The organism is Saccharospirillum impatiens DSM 12546 (genome assembly GCF_000423605.1).
Lineage (GTDB): Bacteria > Pseudomonadota > Gammaproteobacteria > Pseudomonadales > Natronospirillaceae > Saccharospirillum > Saccharospirillum impatiens.
Window position 1 is genome coordinate 44409 of sequence record NZ_AUIH01000008.1, and the last position, 22086, is coordinate 66494.

The following is a 22086-nucleotide window of genomic DNA, read 5'->3' on the forward strand; positions in this document are numbered from 1 at the left end:
TATCGAACTCAGCGACTTACAGACGGTTGGTCGTTTCACCATCGAAAATATGCAGTTTGTCCGCATTCACATACAACACCAGGTCATCACCAACCTTCGGCGTCTTGTGAACATCCATCTTGGCAACAATGGACTTATCGTCATTGGCCAGTTTGGAGTGAACAACCACTTCATGGCCCAGGGTTTCAACGATCTGAGCCTTGGCTTTGATTTCGGCGACGTTTTTCCAATCGTGCTCACCCTCGGCGCGAATGTGTTCGGGGCGAAAGCCTACGTAAACCATTTTGCCTTTGCGCTCATTAATAGCCGCTTTCCATTCAGCCGGTGTATTGTAGGTGATGTCCGGATGCTTCAACTCGGTGCCGTCGTCCGACACGGTCATCTTCAGGATGTTCATGTTCGGAGTACCGATAAACTGCGCAACGAATACGTTTTGCGGGTTATCGTACAGATCCAGAGGCGTGCCCACCTGACGCAGGTTACCATCGTGCAATACCGCGATACGGTCGCCCATGGTCATGGCCTCTACCTGATCGTGGGTCACATAGACCGAGGTAATGGACAGCCGTTTCTGCAAATTGGCGATTTCGGCGCGCATGTGCACGCGAAGTTCGGCATCAAGGTTCGACAATGGCTCATCGAACAGGAACACCGAGGGCTTACGCACAATGGCACGACCCAGAGCAACCCGCTGACGCTGGCCACCGGACAACGCTTTGGGCTTGCGATCAAGCAATGGCGTCAGACCCAATGTATCAGCCGCTTCGCTGACCAGACGATCGATCTCGTCTTTGGGCAACTTGCGCAAGCGCAGGCCAAAGGCAATGTTTTCGTAGACAGACATGTGTGGATACAGCGCATAGCTCTGAAATACCATGGCAACGTCGCGGTCTTTGGGATGGACGTTGTTAACCACCCGGTCGCCAATATAGAGCTTACCGTCGGTGATTTCTTCCAGACCGGCAATCATGCGCAACGTGGTCGATTTACCACAACCAGATGGGCCGACCAGGACCATGAATTCCTTATCACGAATTTCAAGATCCAGGCCTTTGATGATTTGTACGTCGCCGTAGCTCTTCACTACGTTGTCAAATTTTATGCTAGACATCAGCTTCCACTCATTGTTGTCGTTATACGAACCCAGTGCCGGGGCAAAGGATGTTTCAGATGCCTTTGTAGTTTTCTTACAGGCATTTTCGACTCATCCGACGAATGACCCCATTATAGCCGTAATAATACTACCAATTGCAAGCCCGAATCTGGCCAGAACGCTGTACTTTTCTTCCAAACCGCTCTGGAATGGGCCTCAACCGCCGCCTCGTAGGGTGTTCAGTTGCCCACAAAAGGTCGTGATCTCCGACTTGGAGAACAGGGTGGGCAGTGATTCGGTTAATTTTCGACGCCAGTTGGGGTATTCATCGCTGGTTCCGGGAATGTTAACCGGAGCGTTGATCAACATCAGGTCCTCCAGTTGAACCGCGACAATTTGCGACCGGCAGGCTGCCAGGTGGCAGTGAATGGCCAGGCACAGCGCCAGGGTCATCTCCGGCACCTGGTCAGCATCAGCGGAGACGCCCTCGGGCAATCGCTTGTACGCTGCAAGCGCGTCAATAATGGCCTGCTTGGCGTTCGCCCGGGCCTGCCGCTCACCCTGAAAGTCCGCTTCTGTGGCAAACATGCCCAGTTGCTGACGCAAGTCCAGATCCGACATCGCCCAGAACGCATGGACGGTCGGCATGTCGTGGTTGCAGACAATGGCGAGTGCGCGCTCGGCGTAGTTTTCCGGCGGCGTGCAAACGCCGTCTGACATTTCGAAATAAAAGACCTTGTTTGAGTAGAGTTGCGCGCGCGGGAAGGTTTCGATGACTTCATCCGGTACGGTGCCCAAATCTTCTGCGATGACCATGCACTGGTTGCGTTGCGATTCCAGATTCAGAATACCGAGCAGATCGTACAGATCGTAATAGACATAAGCCCCATAGGCCGCCGATTCACCGGGCGGACACCACCAGAGCCGCAACAGCGACATGGCATGATCAATTCGCAAGGCACCACAGGCGCGCATGTTGTTGCGCAGCAGTGTGATAAAGGAGTCGTAGCCCTGGGCTTTCAGTTTGATCGGATCAAAGGGTGGTAAGCCCCAGTTCTGGCCGTTTGGCCCCAAAGCATCAGGCGGCGCGCCCACTGCCGCATTCAGGCAGAAACTCTCGCGGTTGCCCCAGACCTCGGCTCCGCCCCGGTCTGCACCCACGGCCAGGTCCCGGTACAGGCCGATGCGCATGCCGCGAGCTTTGGTTTGCCGGTCAACCGCCTGAAGCTGTTCGTCGGCCACAAATTGCAAATACTGATAATAGGTAACGTCGTCATCGTGTTCGGTCGCGAAGCTTGCAACGGCGTCACTGTGATGATCCTGATAGGCGTCTGGCCATCGCGGCCAGCCCCAGGCCATGGGATCCTGCTTGCGAAAATGAGCCAGCAGGGCTTCGAAGGTGGCGTGTTCGTGCAGGGGCGCACCCTGTTGCTCAACAAAGGCCTGGAAGGCGAGATCCCGGTCGGTGCCCTGCCCCAGATGATCGCGCCGGAAAAGCTGGTACAGGTCATTCAGCGCCCGATACTTCAGGGCACTTACACCGCTGTAGTCAACCATCGGCTCATCGCGCAGCCGGGTCAGTTCAGCCTGCATGTCAATGCCGGACAACGCCCGTTGCAGTTCGGTGGCCGCTGCGAACTCAGGTACCTGTTCGATCACGACATAGAGCGGGTTAACATAACTGCGATTGGAGGGGCTGTAAGGGCTGGCATGCTCGGGACTGATCGGGTAGAGCGAGTGAATCGGATTGAGGCCGATCACATCGGCCCCCTGATCGGCCAGGGTATCAACCAGTTCAGCCAGATCGCCAAAATCGCCCATACCCCAGTTGCTGGAAGAGCGCAGCGTATACAACTGAATGGCCGTCCCCCAGATACGATCACCCCGGGCCATGGCCTCAGGTTGAAAGCTGGTTGCCGGCGTCACGATCAGCGAGGTTTCATCGGTTCTTCCACCCAGCGTCACGCTGATGCGGTGATAGCCCGTCGGCAGATCCTCCGGCAAGAGCCATTCCAGGCGCAGGTATTGGGTGTCGTTCATCCAATAGTCGCCAGTCTGTTCCAGTTCAGCCGGCTCAAACCGGCCCTGGCGAGGCGATTCAGAATGCTCGAAATCAATGCGCCAGGTTCCGCCCTGGTCGCGTTCCGCACCGCTCAGGTACAGGTTAAGGCCAAAACCCCGCAGAGGATTGATGACAACGACCGGCTCCAGTCGTTGCTGCCATTGCTGCTGATCAAGTTGCGCTGCCTGCTGGGCGAGCCCGGCATCGTCTTCCAGGTCATAGCCCATGGCTGAGAGAATGCGTTCTATGTTGGCCGCTTCAACCTGAGTCTTGGCCCCGCGGTAATCCTGAAAGGTGGAGGAAATGTTTCGCAAGTGAGCAAGCTTGCTGACCAGCTCCGAATTCGCCATAGAAACCTCAGTCAAAGTGCGGTTCAAACCTGACCCGACAAGGGTGCTCCATGCCCCGCCCATAACGACGGTCAGTGTGGCATGAACGACCCTGCCCGGTCGTCGATCTTCCCAGTGTAGCGAGACTGGGGCAGGTTTTCCCTGTCCATCCCACTGAAACCAGAAGGATTTAACCTCGGGAGGAAATTCCGGGCACAATACAACCGCATTGAGCCGCTCTGTCAGGCTGTTTCAGACGCCTGCTCCACCAAATAGGTTAACGATTCCAGCAACCAATATCTGGCGGTTTCCGGCGGCGCCTGGTAAAACCGCTGCCAGGCTTCACCCCGATGCTGATTGTAGGCATCAGCCTGATCGCCATGCTCGCGCTGCCAGCTCAGTCGCACCGCATGCGAGATCACCACGTCGAGTATGACGAAATCCTCAAGCTCCAGAGCCGGATTGGCTTCGGCAAAAGCCATCAGTGCCGCCAGTGCTTCAACCGACATCTGGCGATACTCAGCATTTTCAATCTGGCTCAGCAGTCGCTCGACCAACTGAGCAAACTGCGGTTCGCCGCCGGTCATGTGTCCGGTCACCAGGTCACTTTGCAGACGGCTACGGGGGTCGAACCGGTCACCCAAGACAATCCCCTTGCACTGTTGCAACACTGACCAGAGTCGCTGATGAAAAGACTCGGGAAACCGTGGCATAACACCTTGCTCCTGACGCCAGATCTGCCAATCGGTCACGTTGCTATCGGTCGTAGCTTCCGACACATAAGCCAACGCTGAATCGGCGCGGTGCAAAACGCCGGGAACCGTGCGCAGATGCAAGGCCTCGGTGGAAAACAACCGACCCACTTCTTCGGTGTAACTTTCCAGTATTTCCCGAATCCGAGTCTGAATATCAAACGGACTCATCGCCGCCAATCGTTCAAACGCCTGATCGGGCTCCAGCGCAGCTTCCTGAGCAAAACGACCCATCATTAGCTGAGCCAAATGACCCGGTCTGATAGTCATCATACCGTCGAACAATTCCGGCTCGCCACGCATGATCACCGACAGAATGACCAGAATTTCCTGATTCAGTATGGCTTCGCGCACGTCTGCTCCGCAATTTTGCCGGATCAGTGCCAATGTTTCCCGGTTACTCAGTGGCATTCGAATCAAGCCCTGATCCGAATACGCCCGGCCAACATTGATAATGCGTTGGCGTGCCAGTATTTCAGCAACAGAGTCTTCCAACCCGCCCCAGTATTTACCGAGCACGCCGGCGGCCGTGCGCAAAACACTCCATTCATGTCGACAACCGGCTTTTCGATACACTTCCTCAAGCAATACCTTAACGGTCACCCGGGCGCCAACTCCAGGTTCAAAATCCAAACCGTGAACCTGTGCCCAATCGGTGACGATGTCCATTTGCTCACGCAGATTGGTGCTTTGCTGAAGACGCTCGCGCTGCTGTTCGAGGCCTTCAGTCGGCTCCAGCAAAGACAATGCAGAAGGTTGAGCTGGCTGGCAATGATCTGCTTCGGGCAACCAGTTTTTGCGACGCAACCGAACCAGGCTCAGGGCATCAGGTACGTAATAGTCGTTCAGGTCGTCTATGCGTTCTGTTCCGACGTCTTCCAGCAAGGTGAGTACGGGCCCGGTACGAACGGTCACGCCGTTGCAGGTGCCGGTGGTCAGCTCCCCAACCAGATTAAAAACGGCATCGGCATCCATCGCTGAGGTCATGGTTTCGGTCAGGTACAGCATCATCAGCGGCTGTTTGTCCTGATTCCAATGTCGGCTGATGTAACTCAGTTCCGCCTGCACTTTTTCACACAACAGTTGATTGTCAGAGGCCAGATAGAAGGTATCCCGATTCTGAAACTGGGGCAAAAACACGCAGCTTTCGCCACCCAACTGATACAGTTGTGCGGTTGCCAGAGACCGGGGTCGACGTTGCGGCCGACCGGTTAACCCCAGGGTACGATTCTGACCGATGACGTTAAACACCCGCGCCAGCTCCAACGGCGGCAATACCCGAACCGGGTCCAGCTGATCCACGGTTTCAGACCAGAGTCCGCGTGCTGCCAGCCGATCCTTAACCGAATCGCTTTCAGCCAGTAATCCAACCAGAACCGGTGACCGTTGCTTGCGACCGATGCGCTTGTGTGCGCCTACCGGGTCAAGTTCATCGGTTGTCACCAGACCTTCATGCACCAGGCACCCCAGTACATAGAGCGACTGGGTCCACACCAGGGGAACATTGGCATTGGCCAGGCGTGGCTGACTGCCGGGCTCGGCGCGCTCTGCTTCTATGTGATCCTGATCGACGTAATACAATTCGGGTAACAGCAACAGTCCGTCTTTTTCGACGCGCAGGTTGTCCAGCTTTTTCCGATAGGCGTCGCTGCCTTCAACATCGCCGGCAAACAAAGCATCCAAATACAAAAAGGCAAAAAACAGAGGCCATTCCGACTCGATGTTTTCGAAATTGCGCAGCTCTTCGGGCTCGTAATGCAGCCGGTCGTGATTTTCCAAAACCGTCTGATGACCATCGAGCAGAAAACGCTTACAGCCATAATGTCCGGCCAATTTATTGAGAATGTGCTCACGCGTGGTGTTCACCAGGCTTTTCTTTTCCACGGCAAATGCCGGGTAGCCAATCACCGACAAACAGGCGGCGTCGACTTCCTTCGACAGGGATTCACGTGGTAACAGGTTCTCCAGAGTGGTTCGGCACCGGGCAATTTCGTCGGGCACCACATGAATCACCCCCCGGTAACTGTGGGTGTCGTGCAGCACGTTAAGGCCGCGCATTGCCTGCAGGGCGGCTTTTACCATCCCCACGGATGACGCGTTGATTTCAACATGGCCGTTATTGATCTTGTTGCCTCGCTCCCAGATACCGTAGTCCGGAGTGCGATAGCCACGGCCGATGTACCAGACCAGGTTTTGAACGAAATTCACTTCATCGACGGTGTGTATCAGCCGCAATCCCGATCGCGTCATCTGAGCCAGCATTAACAGGAAGATTGAGGTGGCATCCAGTTGCAAATGGCCCCATTTGTCGTCATCGACGACCACATCTCCACTCTGGGTGCCGTATTTCGCATGCAAGGCATCCATCGGGTTCTGGGTGTACTTGAACCGCTCAACCTTATGCGACTGGCGCAGCATGGCAGACAGCAAGCCGCGCATCAGCCGGGTGACACAGTCACCCAGGTATTCCGTGCGCCCGGGGTTATGGTTGGTACGACGATAGCCAAGCCACAAGCCCCAGACTGCCTGCACGGAATAGACGTTGTCGCGCACCCAGGCATCGGTATAGTCGCCGTGTCCGTTTACGTCAGTACTGGCCGGAAACAGACCGGTTGTGTCGTCCTGACGACTGAGGATGGTGGCGTATACTTCGTCAAAATACTGATCAAGGCGCTCATTGGCGCCCTGGTGATTGGTGGCATCGGTCATTTGCTGACACTCCAGAGTGGGGCCGTACTACAACCCATTGTGCAACCTTCGTGCCTAACGGGTACAACGCTCACAGGTGCAGGCTCAGACTTGCTTTGCCAACTCACAGGCTTCGCGAGCGAGCTGTTCAATGCGACCCCAGTCGCCCTGATTCAGGGCATCGGCAGGCACCACCCAGGAACCACCGACACAGGCCACATTGGGCAACGCCAGGTACTGGGTGAAATCATTGACCGAAATACCGCCGGTTGGGCAAAACTGCACATCCGGGAAAGGACCCGCGAAGGCCTTCAGCGCAGACACCCCACCCGATGCAGCCGCCGGGAAGAATTTGAAATGGTTATAGCCCATTTCCAGCCCCTGCATCATTTCCGAGACGCTGGCGATGGCGGGTAAGAACGGCATCGAGGTTTGCTGGCCGGCTTCGAGCAAGCGCGGTGTCGCCCCCGGGCTGATGGCAAAATCAGCGCCGACAGCCTCCAGTTGCTTCAGTTGATCAACGCGAGTCACCGTACCCGCACCGACAATAATACCCTCCACTTTTTTCATTTCGGCAATCACATCGATGGCAGCACTGGTGCGCAAGGTCACTTCCAGCACCGTCAAACCGCCCGCTTTCAGGGCACGGGCCAGTGGCTGAGCGTCTTCGACGCGGCTAACGGCCAACACCGGCATCACCGGAAAGGCGTGATCGAGAATGTCCTGGACTTGATAGCTCATAATGGTCTCTCTGCGTAATCCTGAGTTACCCCGTTACGGCGACTTGCGCCGACTAGGGGGTTACTGACTGTAAACGATGATTCAATACCGCGGCCGACCCAAGCAAACCGGGCTGTCTGGCAACGACAACGTAGGTGGGAATCGGCTGGTTAAAACCACTCAAGCGGCCCTTAGCCTCAAACCGGGAACGAAACTGGCTGGCCTGAAAATAAGGTAAAAAGCGCGGCACAATACCACCGGTGATATAGACCCCGCCCTTGGCACCGAGCGTCAGCGCAATGTCTCCCGCATAGCTGCCAAGAATGGCGCAGAATCGCGCCAGCGCTTCCTCACACAAAGGGTCTGTTTTTTCCAGGCCACGCGTCGAAATATCGGGCGCCTTAAGGCTTTCAGCCGCAACGCCACGCAAATGACACAACGCCTGATAAATATTTTCGAGCCCCATGCCCGATACCAGTCGCTCGATCGACACGCGCTCGTACTTTTTCAGCAGGAACCGCAGAATGCCAATCTCGACCTCGTCGGTCGGGGCAAAATGCGCATGACCGCCTTCGGTCTGCAGGGTAACCGGGCCCGCATCGCCAAACGCCAGGCCTGCCAGACCCAACCCGGTTCCCGGGCCTGTTACGGCCATGGGCAAACCCGGAACAGCCTCACCCCGGCCGACTTTGACCAGGCCGTCCTGATCGAGTTGCGGGATCGAATTGGCCAGGGCGTTGTAATCGTTCACAAACACCAGCGATTCAAACCCTAGCGTGGCTTTCAATTCGCTCACCTTGAATGACCAGGTGTGATTGGTCATGGTGATCTGGTCCTGATCAGTCGGGCAGGCAATCGCCATTACCGAATGCAGCGGCCGGTCATAGCCTGCGGCAGGCCCGGACAAATAGGCCGCAATTGCATCGGCAATGGTCTCGTACTCGGCCCCGTTCAAGGCGGCAACGGCCACCAGATCCTGCTCGGTCAGTGGCAGCCCGGCTACCGGGTCAAACTGCTTGATCGGTGCCAGAGCAAAGCGCGCATTGGTGCCGCCAATGTCGGCGACCAGTCCGTATTCAGCCATGCGCCACCTCGGAATCTTCAAACCGGAATACCGTTGCGCCCTCTTCAGCGGTGCTGACCGCGCTGCGCATGTGACCAAAAAGCTCACGACCGACACCAAACTGATTGGCCGACAAGTCGCCGACAACGGGCGCGCGCGCGGCAAATTCTGCTGGGTCGACCTGAATGTTCAAATCGCCGGTGTGGGCGTCGAGTTTGATCATGTCACCCGCTTGAACCCGGGCAAGCGGCCCACCCTCACTGGCTTCCGGTGACAGGTGAATCGCTGCGGGCACCTTGCCCGAGGCACCACTCATGCGCCCGTCGGTGACCAGGGCGACCTTGTAGCCTTTATCCTGTAAGACGCCAAGCGGCGGCGTCAGTTTGTGCAGCTCGGGCATGCCATTGGCTTTCGGCCCTTGAAAACGAACCACGACAATACAGTCTTTATTCAGATCACCGGCTTCAAAAGCGGCCTGCAAATCATGCTGACTCTCAAAAATGACCGCTGGCGCTTCAATGTGCTGATGCTCCGGCTTGACCGCCGAAACCTTGATGACACCGGTGCCCAGGTTGCCTTTGATGACGTGCAAACCGCCTTCGGGGCTGAAGGGGTTGCTGACTGGCCGAACGATGTCTTCATTGAGCGACTTGCCAGCACCGGGCCTGAACACGATCTCATCACCGTCCAGAAACGGTTCTTCGGTGTACTTGCGCAGACCGCTGCCCATAATGGTGTTGACATCATCGTGCAGCAAACCGCCTTCGAGCAGTTCGCCGATCAGGTAGCCCAGGCCACCGGCGGCATGAAAGTGGTTCACATCGGCCATGCCGTTGGGGTAGACCTTCGCCAGCGATGGCACTACACGGGACAGATCCGAAAAGTCTTCCCAGGTCAGAATGATACCGGCAGCACGCGCCATGGCGATCAGATGAATGGTCAGGTTGGTGGACCCGCCCGTGCTGAGCAGCCCGACCAGGCCGTTGACGAATGCTTTCTCGGTAAGCACATCATACAGCGGCGTGTACTGACCGTTCTGTTGAGTGATGCGCACAGCCTGTTGGGTGGCTTCGCGGGTCAGCGCATCGCGCATGCTGTTTTCGGGGTTCACAAAGCTGCTGCCGGGCAGGTGCAACCCCATGAATTCCATCAGCATCTGGTTGGTATTGGCGGTGCCATAAAAGGTACAGGTACCGGCACTGTGATAGGAGTCCGATTCGGCTTGCAGCAATGCATCGCGTCCGACTTTACCTTGAGCGTACTCCTGTCGAACCCGGGCTTTCTCGCTGTTGGGCAAGCCCGATGGCATTGGACCGGCTGGCACAAAGACCGTGGGTAAGTAGCCAAAACGCAGGGCCCCCATCACCAGCCCCGGCACGATCTTGTCGCACACACCCAGATAGAGCGCGGCATCAAACATATTGTGCGACAGACCGATGCCCGCCGACATGGCGATGTTGTCACGGCTGAACAAGCTCAGTTCCATACCGGGCTGACCCTGTGTTACGCCGTCGCACATTGCCGGCGTCGCGCCCGCTACCTGCGCCGTGCAACCCATTTCGCGCGCCGCCGCCTTGATGAGAGCGGGAAAACGCTCATAGGGGTGGTGCGCACTGAGCATGTCGTTGTAGGCGGTAACGATGCCGAGGTTTGCGGCATTCATCATCTTGATGGTATTTTTCTCGGTTTCCGAACAGGCCGCAAACCCATGCGCAAGATTGCCGCAGCTGAGTTGTTTGCGATCCGGAATGTTATCGCCCGCCTGTTTCATGCGCGCGAGGTACAACTGACGCGAGGCACGGCTGCGTTCAATGATGCGTTCGGTGACGCGGTTCAATTCTGTATTCATCGTTAGCTCCTGTTCTGAAAGTGGCCCGCGGCATGTTCTTCGGACAATCCGGTCTCGCTGCTGCGGTCTTCTATACCACCAGCCTGACGCATTGCGATGGCTGCCCGGCCTCCTTCAAATGACCTTTATTCCGCCCAGTAAACCGCGACTGGCGCCTGTTGTTGCTTGAGCACGCTGCGCACTGGCAACTCGTTCACTGGTCCGTCTTTCAGTGCCGCCTCAAGCACCGGCTTTTTACCGGCGCCGGTCAGGTGCAGGACTATCCAGTCGCTGCGTAAAATACGTTGCAGCGTTAGTGTCATGCGCGGGTGCGGTGCGGTCTTCGGCACCACCGCACAGCAATCACTGTGCACGTCGGTATCGAGGGCCTTCTCAAGGGTATCGGCACCCGGGAAGAAAGAGGCAGTGTGGCCATCTTCTCCCATGCCCAGAATCGAAACGGTCAACTTATCCGGCAAACCGGCCAGTGCTTTATTCAATTCCGACTCGGCTTCAAACGGAGAGTCTGCGGCGGTCTTGTGGGGAATAAAACGGGCCACAGCAGCCTTGTTTTGCAACAAGTGAGTGCGCACCAGCTTCTCATTGCTGTCATCGTGGTCGGGTGCTACCCAGCGCTCATCGACCAGAGTAACTGTCACCTTGCTCCAGTCGAGATCTGCCTGGCTTAACGTCTGAAACAGAGCCACTGGCGTGCGCCCGCCAGAGACCGCCAAACCGGCTTCACCGTTCGCATCGATGTCGGCTTTCAGTCGCTTAAGAATCTCACCCGCCAGGGCTTCGGTCAGAGTTTCACGGCTGTCAAAGTCGTGTTGTGTCAACGTCATGTCGGACTCCTTAATTTGACTCATGCCAGCTGCGACCATCGCGTGCGACCAGTTCGAACGCCGCTTGCGGGCCCCAGCTTCCGGCCGGGTAGACGTGCGGATCAACCGTTGCCGTCGCCCAGCTTTCCAGTATGGCATCAGCCCATACCCAGGCCGCTTCGACTTCATCACGATGGACGAACAGCGTCGAATTGCCGCGAATTACATCGAGGATCAGGCGTTCATAGGCTTCAGGCACCCGTGAGTCAGCGATGCGGTCAGGCAATGTCAGGTTCAGGGTCACCGGCGTGACTTCCATGCCTTCGCCCAGACCCGGCAGCTTGTTCATCATATACAGCTGGATCGATTCTTCCGGCTGCAGCCGGATAACCAGTTTGTTCGGACTCATGTTGGCCGTGCCCGGGAAAATGGAATGCGGCACGTCTTTAAATTGAATCACGATTTCACTGTAGCGGGCAGGCAAGCGCTTACCCGTGCGTAAATAGAACGGCACACCGCGCCAGCGCCAGTTATGAATGTCGGCTCGAATGGCGACGAAGGTTTCGGTTTGCGAGTCGGGCACGCCGCCCTCTTCTTCCTTATAACCGGGTACTTTGCGGCCATCCATGTTGCCGGCCGTGTATTGCGCCCGAACCGTATTGCGACGAACCCGATCGACCGACATTTTCTTCAGCGACTTCAGCACCTTGAGTTTTTCCGCCCGCACGGCTTCTGCATCGAGCGAGACGGGTACACCCATGGCGACCAGGCTAAGCAATTGCAGCAGGTGGTTCTGAATCATGTCGCGCAGCGCGCCGGAGTCGTCGTAGTAGCCCCAACGACCTTCGACACCGACGGTCTCGGCCACCGTGATCTGCACGTTGTCGATGTGGGCATTGGTCCAGACCGGCTCGAACAACGCATTGGCAAAGCGCACCGCCAGCAAATTCTGTACGGTCTCTTTGCCCAGGTAGTGGTCGATCCGGTAGATGTTTTTCTCAGGGAAGGAACGAGCCACCGCGTCATTGATGGTTTTGGATGACGCCAGGCTTTTGCCAATGGGCTTTTCCATCACCACCCGGGTACGTTCACTGACCAGCCCGGCTGCGGCCAGGTTATCGGTAATGTCGCCAAAAAAGTCAGGCGCAGTCGACATATAGTAGACGGTGTCGTTTTGCGTAAAGGATTTGCCCAACGCTTTCTTCAAGAGCTTGAAGCTGTCGACATTGCGCGCGTCGACGGCAACGTAGTTAAGACGCTCCTTAAACCGCTCCCAAACCGCTTCGTCCCAGCAGTCCGGATCGCCGAATTCGTCGATGCCCTGACGGACCATCTCTATGTAGCCATCACGGCCCAGGTCGGTCCGTGAGGCACCGATGACCTGAGTGCCCTCGCACAGATAGCCGCCCCGGTCGAGGTTGTACAGCGCGGGTAGCAGTTTGCGTATGGCCAGATCGCCATTGCCGCCGAAAATGACGACGTTGCAAGGGTAGCAGGTCGTGTTGTGTTGCATAGATCACTCCAGGTCAAATGCCATTCCGGTCGCTTCATACACCCCCGACTGTTCGCCAGAGACCGCCACCGTGTTGTAATTTATTTTCAATTTTACGGGAAATAAACCCCCATGTCGCCCATATTTGTAATTTTACAACAATACGATTGACGACCATAATGCCCGATGAGAATGACGATTCAGGGCCTTGGGCGGAAGATAGTCACACAGTGTGCTTTCGCCAACGGGTTGAATTCCCTACAATCGCGAACACTCAACCCGGGGTTGGTGCCTCTGCAGCACCCCACGCAATCAACCAAGGATTGTCAGTCCATGTCTGTGAACATTCTGGAGCGTCTCAAATCCAACCCCAGCTGCCTGAGCAAAAGCGAGCGCAAGGTAGCCAACGTTATCCTTGAAGACCCGAACAAGGCGATTCGCTCCAGCATCGCCAGCCTGGCCAAGGCCGCCAACGTTTCAGAACCTACGGTGAACCGTTTCTGTCGCAGCCTCGACTGCACCGGTTTTCCTGATTTCAAGCTGAAACTGGCCCAGTGCCTGGCCACGGGCACGCCCTACGTCAACCGCAACGTCGAATCCAGCGACAACGTTGAGGAATACAGCAGTAAGATTTTCGAAGCGACCATGAGCGCAATCAGCGACGCCAAGCGCTCGATCGACCCCAATGCCCTGAGCCGGACTGTGGATGCTCTGGCCCAGGCTAGGCGCATCGAGATTTATGGGCTCGGCGCCTCCGGCAGTGTCGCCATGGACGCACAGCACAAGCTGTTCAGACTGAATACACCCTGCGTCGCCTATATCGATGTACTCCAGCAGCGCATGGCCGCTGCCGCCACCAAACCCGGCGATGTGGTGATCATCATCTCCAACACCGGGCGCACCATCGCCCTGGTTGAAACCGCCCGCATTGCGCGTGAATCGGGCGCCACGGTGATCACCATTACCCAGCCGCACACGCCTTTGTCGGAAGAAAGCCATATCTTGCTGGGCGTCGATAGCCCGGAAAACACCGACATCTATACACCCATGACCTCACGCATCGTGCACCTGACCATCATTGATGTGCTGGCGACTGGCGTCATTCTCAAACACGGCCCCGAATTCCAGAGTCACCTCAAGCGCATCAAGGCCGCCCTGGCCGACACCCGGTTCAAATCGCCCGACAGCGAATAAGCCGGCCAACAGCACCGAACCCGAAAGAAGCCCCCAAGGCCTGCAGACCACGCTCACGGCAGGCCTTCAGGCTCCCTCAGGATGTAATAAAACTACAAATAACTGTGAAATCCGTCCGAAAGCTGGCAGAATGCGCTTGTTTTGTTGTATAACTATGAAAGTTAGCTACACCGCCAGGCTACCGCTAAACTGGGAAGCCAGCATCACGGGAGCGAACAATCAGCGTGCGGTGCCAGCACCAAACACCTGCACCAAACAACAGTCAGCAAAACAGAAACCGAATTTCATCGGGCGCCATTAAGGTGTCTGGCGTGAACCGGTCAGGCCTTCCGCAATCGGCGAGCCGGATCATGCAACCAGAATTCAATAATTCCGGCGGTGGTTCAAAAACCGTCCAATTAACGCTAAGGAGCACACCATGTCCAAGATCCGCGTTGCTATTAATGGCTATGGCCGCATTGGCCGCAATGTTCTGCGTGCCTTGTATGAAGCCAATCAGTCTGGCAAGGACTACCCGATCGAAATCGTTGCCATCAACGATCTGGGCGATTCCAAAACCAATGCGCACCTGACCAAGTACGATACGGTTCATGGTCGCTTTGGTTTCGACGTTACTTCAGACAACGAAGCACTGTACGTTAACGGCGATAAAATCAGCATCTTCTCAGAGCGCAACCCGGCTGATCTGCCCTGGAGCAAGCTGAACGTCGACGTGGTGTACGAATGCACCGGTCTGTTCGCCGATAAAGCCAGCGCCAGCAAGCACATCACCGCCGGTGCCAAGAAAGTGATCATCTCAGCCCCGGGCAAAGACGTGGATGCCACGGTCGTGTTTGGCGTGAACGACAGCATTCTGACCAACGACATGACGGTCATCTCCAACGCGTCGTGCACCACCAACTGCCTGGCGCCGGTCGCCAAGGTAATGAGCGATGCCTTTGGTATCGAAAGTGGCCTGATGACCACCATTCACTCCTACACCAACGACCAGCGCCTGAGCGATGTGTATCACTCAGACCTGTACCGCGCCCGCGCCGCTGCACTGAACATGATTCCGACCAAAACCGGTGCCGCTGCACTGGTGGGTAAAATTGTTCCGGCACTGGAAGGCAAGTTTGACGGCATGGCGGTGCGCGTACCGACCGCCAATGTGTCACTGGTTGACCTGACGTTCACGGCCAGCAAGGACGTGACCGCAGAGAGCATCAACAAAGCCATCTCTGACGCCATCGCAGCCGATAAGAATCTGGCCAAAGTGCTCGACGTTAACGTTGAACCGCTGGTGTCCTCCGACTATAACCACAACAGCTTCAGCTCGATTTTCGACGCGACGCAAACACGCGTCCAGGGTCGTCTGGTCAAGGTTATGTCCTGGTATGACAACGAATGGGGCTTTTCAAACCGCATGCTGGACAGCACCGTCGCCCTGATGAACGCCAAGTAAGTCCCCCAGAAAAGCCCGGTTAACCCGGGCTTTTCTGCGAGTAAAGATCTGAGTGTCACAGCCAGACCCGACAACAAGAGATCCGAGATACCATGAGACGTACCAAAATCGTCACTACCCTGGGCCCGGCCACCGATCGTGACGGTGTGCTCGAGAAGCTCATTCTGGCGGGCGCCAACGTCGTTCGCCTGAACTTTTCACACGGAAGCCCGGAAGACCATCAGCGCCGTGCCGATGAAGTTCTCGCCATCGCCAAAAAGCACAGCCTTCATGTTGGCATCCTCGGCGACCTGCAAGGCCCAAAAATTCGCATTGCCCGCTTCAAGGACACCAAAGTCCAACTCGACGATGGCCAGGCGTTTATTCTGGATGTCGATTTCGACAAGAACGCGGGTGACAGCACCCGGGTTGGTATCGACTACCCCGAACTGGCCGCCGACAGCAAACCCGGCGACATTTACCTGCTCGATGACGGTCGCGTGAAAGTCCAGGTCGAAAAAGTTGAAGGCAATGCCGTTCATACCATCGTTATCCAGGGCGGCCCGCTGTCGAACAACAAGGGCATCAACAAGCTGGGCGGTGGACTCTCTGCCAAGGCGCTGACCGAGAAAGACAAGGCAGATATCAAAACTGCTGCGGCCATTGGGGTTGATTACATCGCTGTCTCATTCCCGCGCAATGCCGAAGACATGAACGAAGCGCGTCAATTGCTGGCCGAAGCCGGCTCCACTGCGGAGATCGTGGCGAAACTGGAGCGCGCTGAAGCCGTCCTGGATCACGATAACCTCGATCGCATCATCCTCGCGTCTGATGTGGTGATGGTTGCCCGGGGCGATCTGGGCGTGGAAATTGGTGATCCGGCGCTGATCAGTGTACAGAAACACATCATCAAACGGGCCCGGACACTGGACCGCGTGGTCATTACGGCGACCCAGATGATGGAATCGATGATCGACAACCCGTTCCCGACGCGGGCGGAAGTGTTCGATGTCGCGAACGCCGTGCTCGATGGCACCGATGCGGTTATGTGTTCTGCCGAAACCGCGGCGGGCGCCTACCCGGTCGAGACAGTCAAGGCTATGAACGACGTCTGTCTGGGTGCTGAAAAACACCCGCTGACAACCCAGTCACGCCACCGGGTAAACACTGAGTTCCATCGCGTCGATGAAGCCATTGCCATGTCGGTCATGTACACCGCCAATCACCTTAAGGGTGTGAAGGCGATTGTCTGTATGACCGAGTCGGGCTCGACGCCACGCTGGATGTCTCGCATCAGCTCGGGCATGCCGATCTACGCCATGACCCGTCAGGAGCTGACACAGCGTAAATGCGCGCTGTACCGGGGCGTCGAAGCCATCGCCTTTGATGTATCAGCCGGCCCGATCGAGCAAGTAAACAAGCGCGCGGTGGATGAATTGAAACAACGCGGCATTGTCAAGGATGGCGATCTGGTGCTGCTCAGCTATGGCGACCACCAGGGTGTGCATGGCGGCACCAATACCCTTAAGATTGTCAGCGTTGGGAATATCCTGTAAAAAGGGCGGCCGCGATTACTGTGATACTTTAAAAGCGACAATCCAAAACGGCAGCCCTCTGGCTGCCGTTTGTTGTTTCAGGGTTAGCAAAAAGCGAAATTTCGCCAGAATGCGAAATCACGCTAACCCGGCCAAAGACGGACAATAGTAGTCTGGCAGGCGGTTGAAATTCACAGAATTTCAGCCGCCTGCTAGAGTTAAAGCACTATTTCAAACGAGCGGGTGCCTTTACACCGGCTCGCAACTTGTGAATCTACGACTGATGATTCAACCCATAGGGGAAGAGGTCTGAACTTTATGGCACACGATATCGATCCGATTGAAACGCAGGAATGGCTTGATGCCCTGGCGTCGGTTATGCGCGAAGAAGGCAACGACCGCGCGCAGTTTCTGCTCAAACGCTTGTCCGACAACATCACCAAGGGCGGTCCGGATGTACCCTTTGCGCTGAACACACCGTTCCGCAACACCATTACGCTGGATGAAGAACCCAAGTATCCCGGCGACAACGACATGGAGCGTAAAATTCGCTCCATGATTCGCTGGAATGCGCTAGCAATGGTCATTCGCGCCAACAAAAGTGGTGATGAACTGGGCGGGCACATCTCCAGCTTTCAGTCCTCTGCCACCCTGTATGACATGGGCTTCAACCACTTCTGGCGTGCACCGACCGACACTCACCCGGGTGACATGGTCTATTTCCAGGGCCATATCTCTCCCGGCATCTATGCGCGCTCCTTTGTTGAAGGCCGCCTGAGCGAAGATCAGCTCGACAACTTCCGTCGTGAAGTCGATGGCAAAGGCCTGTCGTCCTACCCCCACCCCTGGTTGATGCCCGACTACTGGCAGTTCCCGACCGTATCGATGGGCCTGGGTCCGATTCAGGCCATTTACCAGGCGCACGTGATGCGCTACCTTGAAAACCGCGGCGAAATCGACAAGGGCGGCAAAGTCTGGGCTTTCCTGGGTGACGGCGAAACCGATGAGCCGGAATCACTGGGTGCCATCTCGCTCGCCGGCCGTGAACACCTCGACAACCTGAACTTTGTAATTAACTGCAACCTGCAGCGCCTTGACGGTCCGGTTCGTGGTAACGGCAAGATCATTCAGGAACTGGAAGGCATGTTCCGCGGTGCTGGCTGGAATGTCATCAAGGTGGTCTGGGGCCGCCAGTGGGACAAGCTGTTTGCCAAAGACAGCAAAGGCCTGCTGCAGAAACGCATGGACGAAGTCGTCGATGGCGAACTGCAGGCGTTTAAATCACACGGCGGGGCCTACACCCGCGAACACTTCTTCGGTAAATATCCGGAACTGGCCGAAATGGTCAAGGATATGAGCGATGACGACATTTATCGCATGAACCGCGGCGGTCACGACCCCTACAAAGTTTACTCGGCTTTTGATCGCGCAGTGAACGACAACAACGGACAGCCAACGGTTATCCTGGCGCACACCGTCAAGGGTTATGGCATTGAAGCGGGTGAAGGCAAGAACGCCACTCACTCGCTGAAAAAGTTGAGCGTTGAGGATCTGAAAACCTTCCGCGATCGTTGCGGCGTGCCGATTTCCGATGAAGACCTCGAAGCGGGCAAGATTCCGTTCTACCGCCCGGACGAGAACAGCCCGGAAATGCAGTACATTCGCAAGCACCGCAACGACCTGGGCGGCTACATTCCCATGCGTCGCCAGACGGCCAAGGAAAAACTGTCGGTGCCATCGCTTGAATCCTTCGAAGCGCTGACCAAAGACAGCGGTGAACGTGAAATCTCGACCACCATGACCTTTGTGCGCCTGATTTCCACACTGATGAAAGACAAAAACATCGGTGACCGAATCGTCCCGATCGTGCCGGATGAAGCCCGTACCTTTGGTATGGAAGGCCTGTTCCGTCAGTTTGGTATCTATTCGCCCAACGGCCAGCTTTATATCCCTCAGGATAAAGGCCAGGTCATGTGGTACAAGGAAGACGTCAAGGGTCAGATTCTGCAGGAAGGCATCAACGAGAGTGGTGCATTCAGTTCCTGGCTTTCGGCGGCAACGGCTTACAGCACTTATAACCGCCAGTTGATCCCGTTCTACATCTACTATTCGATGTTTGGTTTCCAGCGCGTGGGCGACTTGTCCTGGGCGGCGGGTGACTTGCAGGCACGGGGTTTCCTGATCGGTGCTACTTCGGGCCGAACTACCCTCAACGGCGAAGGCTTGCAGCACCAGGATGGTCACAGCCATATTCTGGCCGGGACCATTCCAAACTGCGTCACTTACGACTGCACCTACGGCTACGAACTGGTCACCATTGTTCAGGAAGGCATGAAGCGCATGGTCGAAGACCAGGAAAACGTCTTCTACTACATCACCACCCTGAACGAGAACTACCACAACCCGGGTCTCGATGAGTCGATGGTCGACGGCATCAAACGCGGCATGTATTTGCTCGAAGACGGTGTGAAGAAGGGCAAAAAAGCGGTTCAGTTGTTCGGTTCCGGCTCCATCCTTCAGGAAGTTCGCGCAGCGGCCACCCTGTTGCGCGATGACTACGGCGTGCAGTCTGACGTCTGGGCGGTAACCAGCTACAACGAGCTGACTCGCGACGGCCTGAATACCGATCGCGACAACATGCTTCACCCGGAACGTGACAAGCAACTGTCTTACGTGACCGAAATGCTGCAAAAACGCCGCGGGCCGGTCATCGCGGCCAGCGATTACATGAAAAACTACGCCAACCAGATCCGTAAGTGGGTTCCGCACAGCTACCACGTGCTCGGTACCGACGGCTTTGGCCGCAGTGACTCGCGCCAGAAACTGCGTCATTTCTTTGAAGTCGATCGCTACTGGATTGTGGTCGCTGCTCTGAATGCCCTCGCGGAAGAAGGCACTGTTGATGCGAAAGACGTCACCAAGGCGCTGAAACAGTACAACCTCGACCCCAACAAACCCAACCCGGCGCTGTCTTGATCGGGTACAGGATACGAGCGGATTTAGGAGTCATGCATGGCAACTGAAATCATTAAGGTTCCCGATCTGGGAATGGACGAGGCCTCAGTCATTGAGGTCAGCGTCAAAGCCGGGGATACCGTCGGTGAAGACGATACTCTGATTGTGCTGGAGTCAGACAAGGCATCCATGGATGTCCCGTCGCCCAAAGCTGGCAAGGTCACCCAGGTAAAAGTCAAAGAAGGCGACAGCCTCTCTGAAGGCGACGAAATTCTGTACCTGGAAATCGAAGGTGATTCCGACAGCGATTCTGCTGACGGAAAGTCGGACGATAAAACCGATGCCCCCGCAGACAAGGAAGCTGACAGCAAAGCCGACGAGACAGAAAAGCCGTCCAAGGCAGCGTCGAAAAGCGGTGGCGAAGTCGTCTCCGTGAAGGTGCCGGACATCGGTATGGATGACGCCGGCGTTATCGAAATTAACGTCAAAGTCGGTGACAGCATTGAGGTCGATGACCCGATTGTGGTACTGGAATCGGACAAGGCCAGTATGGAAGTGCCGTCGGATGTCGCCGGTGAAGTGGTCTCGATCAAGGTCAAAGAAGGCGATCAGGTCAAAGAAGGCAGTATTCTGGTCGAAGTGAAGTCGGCAGGCGGTGCTGCATCATCGTCATCCGATGACGAAAAGAGCGGTCATGACAATGCTGCACCAGCAGCGTCCGGAGGGGGGAGTGACAGCGTCATTACCGTCAACGCACCGGACCTTGGTGATGCTTCAGACGTGGATGTTATCGAAGTCTCCGTCAAACCCGGTGACAAGCTGGCCATTGATGACCCCATGGTGGTGCTGGAAACCGATAAAGCCAGCATGGAAGTGCCGGCTCTGGAAGCTGGCGAAGTGGTTGAGGTGCTGGTCAAAACGGGCGACAAGGTCAGTGAAGGTACTCCCCTGCTGAAGCTGAAAGTCAGCGGTGGTGAGTCGACCTCCGCCAAAGCCGATGACAAACCAGCCAAGTCTGATGCCCCGGCCCCCAAAGCGGCGGCGGAAGAGCAACCGGCCACTCTGGCCACCGCCCATGACGATGCCCCGGTGCGTCCGTCGAAAACCGTTCATGCCGGACCGGCCGTGCGCAAGCTGGCTCGGGAATTCGGGGTCGACCTGGCATTGGTACCGGGTTCAGGACCGAAAGGCCGAATCGTAAAAGACGACGTTGCCGCCTGGGTCAAGAAACGGGTTCAGGAACCGGCTCAGACTGCCGCGGGTGCAGGTATTCCGGGCGTTCCGGATCAGGATTTCAGCAAGTTCGGCGAAGTTGAAGTGAAAGATCTGACCCGGATTCAACAGATTACCGCCCAGAACATGGCGCGCAACTGGCTGAATATCCCGCACGTGACACAGTTCGACGAAGCCGATGTAACCGAGACCGAAGCCTTCCGCCAGTCACTGAAAGGCGAGATGGAAAAGCGCGGCATCAAGATCAGCCCGCTGGCGTTTATCGTCAAGGCCTGTGCTTCAGCACTGCTTGAGTTCCCGAACTTCAACGTCTCACTGATGGCTGATGGCAAGCGCATTGTGCACAAACACTATGTGAACATCGGCCTGGCGGTTGACACGCCCAACGGCCTGATCGTGCCGGTAATCAAAGATGCCGACAAGAAGTCGATCTGGCAGATCGCCGAGGAAATCATTGATCTGGCCAAACGCGGTCGCGATGGCAAGGTGAAGTCGGACGAGATGCGCGGTGGCTGCTTTACCGTCTCCAGCCTCGGTGGTTTGGGCGGCACGGCGTTTACGCCAATCGTCAACGCGCCGGAAGTGGCCATTCTTGGTGTTTCAAAGAACCAGGTCAAACCGCACTGGAATGGCAAGGAGTTTGTGCCACGCACCTTTACGCCGCTGTCGTTGTCCTATGACCACCGCGCCGTAAACGGGGCCGATGCGGCCAAGTTCGCCACTTACCTGACCGAGGTACTGAGCGATATCCGTCGACTAGTGCTGTAACGATCAGGGATGGATGACAACAACCACGAACCCGGCTCAAGCCGGGTTTTTTTTGCTTCAAAATTGGACGTTTAGGTTCCCTGCATAGCCATGAGTCCGTGCCAGCCACCGGGCACTCAAACAGTTA

13 protein-coding genes are annotated in these 22086 nt (G+C 56.4%); 5 read left to right on the forward strand and 8 right to left on the reverse strand.

Going from position 1 to position 22086, the window contains the following annotated elements; genetic code table 11:
- Positions 1-16 precede the first annotated feature (16 nt).
- From G565_RS0107575 to zwf, 8 genes are all read right to left on the reverse strand, one after another.
- Entirely contained in the window at positions 17-1111 is a 1095-nt protein-coding gene (locus G565_RS0107575) for an ABC transporter ATP-binding protein (protein ID WP_028670384.1), read from the reverse strand.
- Between the two features lie 198 nt (positions 1112-1309).
- Positions 1310-3505: a 4-alpha-glucanotransferase gene (malQ, locus tag G565_RS0107580; RefSeq protein ID WP_028670385.1), complete on the reverse strand. Its 2196-nt coding sequence runs from the start codon at positions 3503-3505 to the stop codon at positions 1310-1312.
- Positions 3506-3726: 221 nt separating this feature from the next.
- Positions 3727-6945, reverse strand: coding sequence for a glycoside hydrolase family 15 protein (locus G565_RS0107585; RefSeq protein ID WP_028670386.1), 3219 nt, complete (start codon positions 6943-6945; stop codon positions 3727-3729).
- 84 nt (positions 6946-7029) lie between these two features.
- Entirely contained in the window at positions 7030-7665 is a 636-nt protein-coding gene (locus G565_RS0107590; RefSeq protein ID WP_028670387.1) for a bifunctional 4-hydroxy-2-oxoglutarate aldolase/2-dehydro-3-deoxy-phosphogluconate aldolase, read from the reverse strand.
- Between the two features lie 52 nt (positions 7666-7717).
- Positions 7718-8728 carry a glucokinase gene (gene glk, locus G565_RS0107595; protein WP_037338209.1) on the reverse strand — a complete coding sequence of 337 codons (1011 nt, stop codon included), beginning with the start codon at positions 8726-8728 and terminating at the stop codon, positions 7718-7720.
- Complete coding sequence (gene edd / locus G565_RS0107600) at positions 8721-10556, reverse strand: phosphogluconate dehydratase (protein ID WP_028670389.1); 1836 nt, start codon at positions 10554-10556, stop codon at positions 8721-8723. The genes glk and edd overlap by 8 nt, the downstream gene beginning before the upstream one ends.
- A gap of 125 nt (positions 10557-10681) precedes the next feature.
- The gene (gene pgl, locus G565_RS0107605) at positions 10682-11380 is read right to left on the reverse strand and encodes a 6-phosphogluconolactonase (protein ID WP_028670390.1); all 699 of its coding nucleotides are present in this window, start codon (positions 11378-11380) and stop codon (positions 10682-10684) included.
- Positions 11381-11390: 10 nt separating this feature from the next.
- A complete protein-coding gene (gene zwf / locus G565_RS0107610) occupies positions 11391-12872 on the reverse strand; it encodes a glucose-6-phosphate dehydrogenase (RefSeq protein ID WP_028670391.1) in 1482 nt (493 codons plus the stop codon).
- Between the two features lie 312 nt (positions 12873-13184).
- On the opposite strand from zwf, the gene hexR reads away from it, so the two are divergent.
- The 5 genes from hexR (at position 13185) to aceF (ending at position 21959) form a co-directional block, all read left to right on the forward strand.
- A complete protein-coding gene (hexR, locus tag G565_RS0107615) occupies positions 13185-14045 on the forward strand; it encodes a transcriptional regulator HexR (protein WP_028670392.1) in 861 nt (286 codons plus the stop codon).
- A gap of 418 nt (positions 14046-14463) precedes the next feature.
- Positions 14464-15489, forward strand: coding sequence for a type I glyceraldehyde-3-phosphate dehydrogenase (gene gap / locus G565_RS0107620; RefSeq protein ID WP_037338213.1), 1026 nt, complete (start codon positions 14464-14466; stop codon positions 15487-15489).
- A 92-nt stretch (positions 15490-15581) separates the two neighbouring features.
- Positions 15582-17024, forward strand: a complete 1443-nt coding sequence (pyk, locus tag G565_RS0107625; RefSeq protein WP_028670394.1) for a pyruvate kinase — start codon at positions 15582-15584, stop codon at positions 17022-17024.
- Between the two features lie 297 nt (positions 17025-17321).
- Positions 17322-19979, forward strand: coding sequence for a pyruvate dehydrogenase (acetyl-transferring), homodimeric type (gene aceE, locus G565_RS0107630; protein ID WP_028670395.1), 2658 nt, complete (start codon positions 17322-17324; stop codon positions 19977-19979).
- A 36-nt stretch (positions 19980-20015) separates the two neighbouring features.
- Positions 20016-21959, forward strand: a complete 1944-nt coding sequence (aceF, locus tag G565_RS0107635) for a pyruvate dehydrogenase complex dihydrolipoyllysine-residue acetyltransferase (RefSeq protein ID WP_028670396.1) — start codon at positions 20016-20018, stop codon at positions 21957-21959.
- Positions 21960-22086 lie beyond the last annotated feature (127 nt).

What these genes read in the sequence shown, in the direction of transcription:
- G565_RS0107575 (WP_028670384.1), bottom strand. Translation starts at nt 1,111, where the DNA reads ATGTCTAGCATAAAATTTGACAACGTAGTGAAGAGCTACGGCGACGTA.
- malQ (WP_028670385.1), bottom strand. Translation starts at nt 3,505, where the DNA reads ATGGCGAATTCGGAGCTGGTCAGCAAGCTTGCTCACTTGCGAAACATT.
- G565_RS0107585 (WP_028670386.1), bottom strand. Translation starts at nt 6,945, where the DNA reads ATGACCGATGCCACCAATCACCAGGGCGCCAATGAGCGCCTTGATCAG.
- G565_RS0107590 (WP_028670387.1), bottom strand. Translation starts at nt 7,665, where the DNA reads ATGAGCTATCAAGTCCAGGACATTCTCGATCACGCCTTTCCGGTGATG.
- glk (WP_037338209.1), bottom strand. Translation starts at nt 8,728, where the DNA reads ATGGCTGAATACGGACTGGTCGCCGACATTGGCGGCACCAATGCGCGC.
- edd (WP_028670389.1), bottom strand. Translation starts at nt 10,556, where the DNA reads ATGAATACAGAATTGAACCGCGTCACCGAACGCATCATTGAACGCAGC.
- pgl (WP_028670390.1), bottom strand. Translation starts at nt 11,380, where the DNA reads ATGACGTTGACACAACACGACTTTGACAGCCGTGAAACTCTGACCGAA.
- zwf (WP_028670391.1), bottom strand. Translation starts at nt 12,872, where the DNA reads ATGCAACACAACACGACCTGCTACCCTTGCAACGTCGTCATTTTCGGC.
- hexR (WP_028670392.1), top strand. Translation starts at nt 13,185, where the DNA reads ATGTCTGTGAACATTCTGGAGCGTCTCAAATCCAACCCCAGCTGCCTG.
- gap (WP_037338213.1), top strand. Translation starts at nt 14,464, where the DNA reads ATGTCCAAGATCCGCGTTGCTATTAATGGCTATGGCCGCATTGGCCGC.
- pyk (WP_028670394.1), top strand. Translation starts at nt 15,582, where the DNA reads ATGAGACGTACCAAAATCGTCACTACCCTGGGCCCGGCCACCGATCGT.
- aceE (WP_028670395.1), top strand. Translation starts at nt 17,322, where the DNA reads ATGGCACACGATATCGATCCGATTGAAACGCAGGAATGGCTTGATGCC.
- aceF (WP_028670396.1), top strand. Translation starts at nt 20,016, where the DNA reads ATGGCAACTGAAATCATTAAGGTTCCCGATCTGGGAATGGACGAGGCC.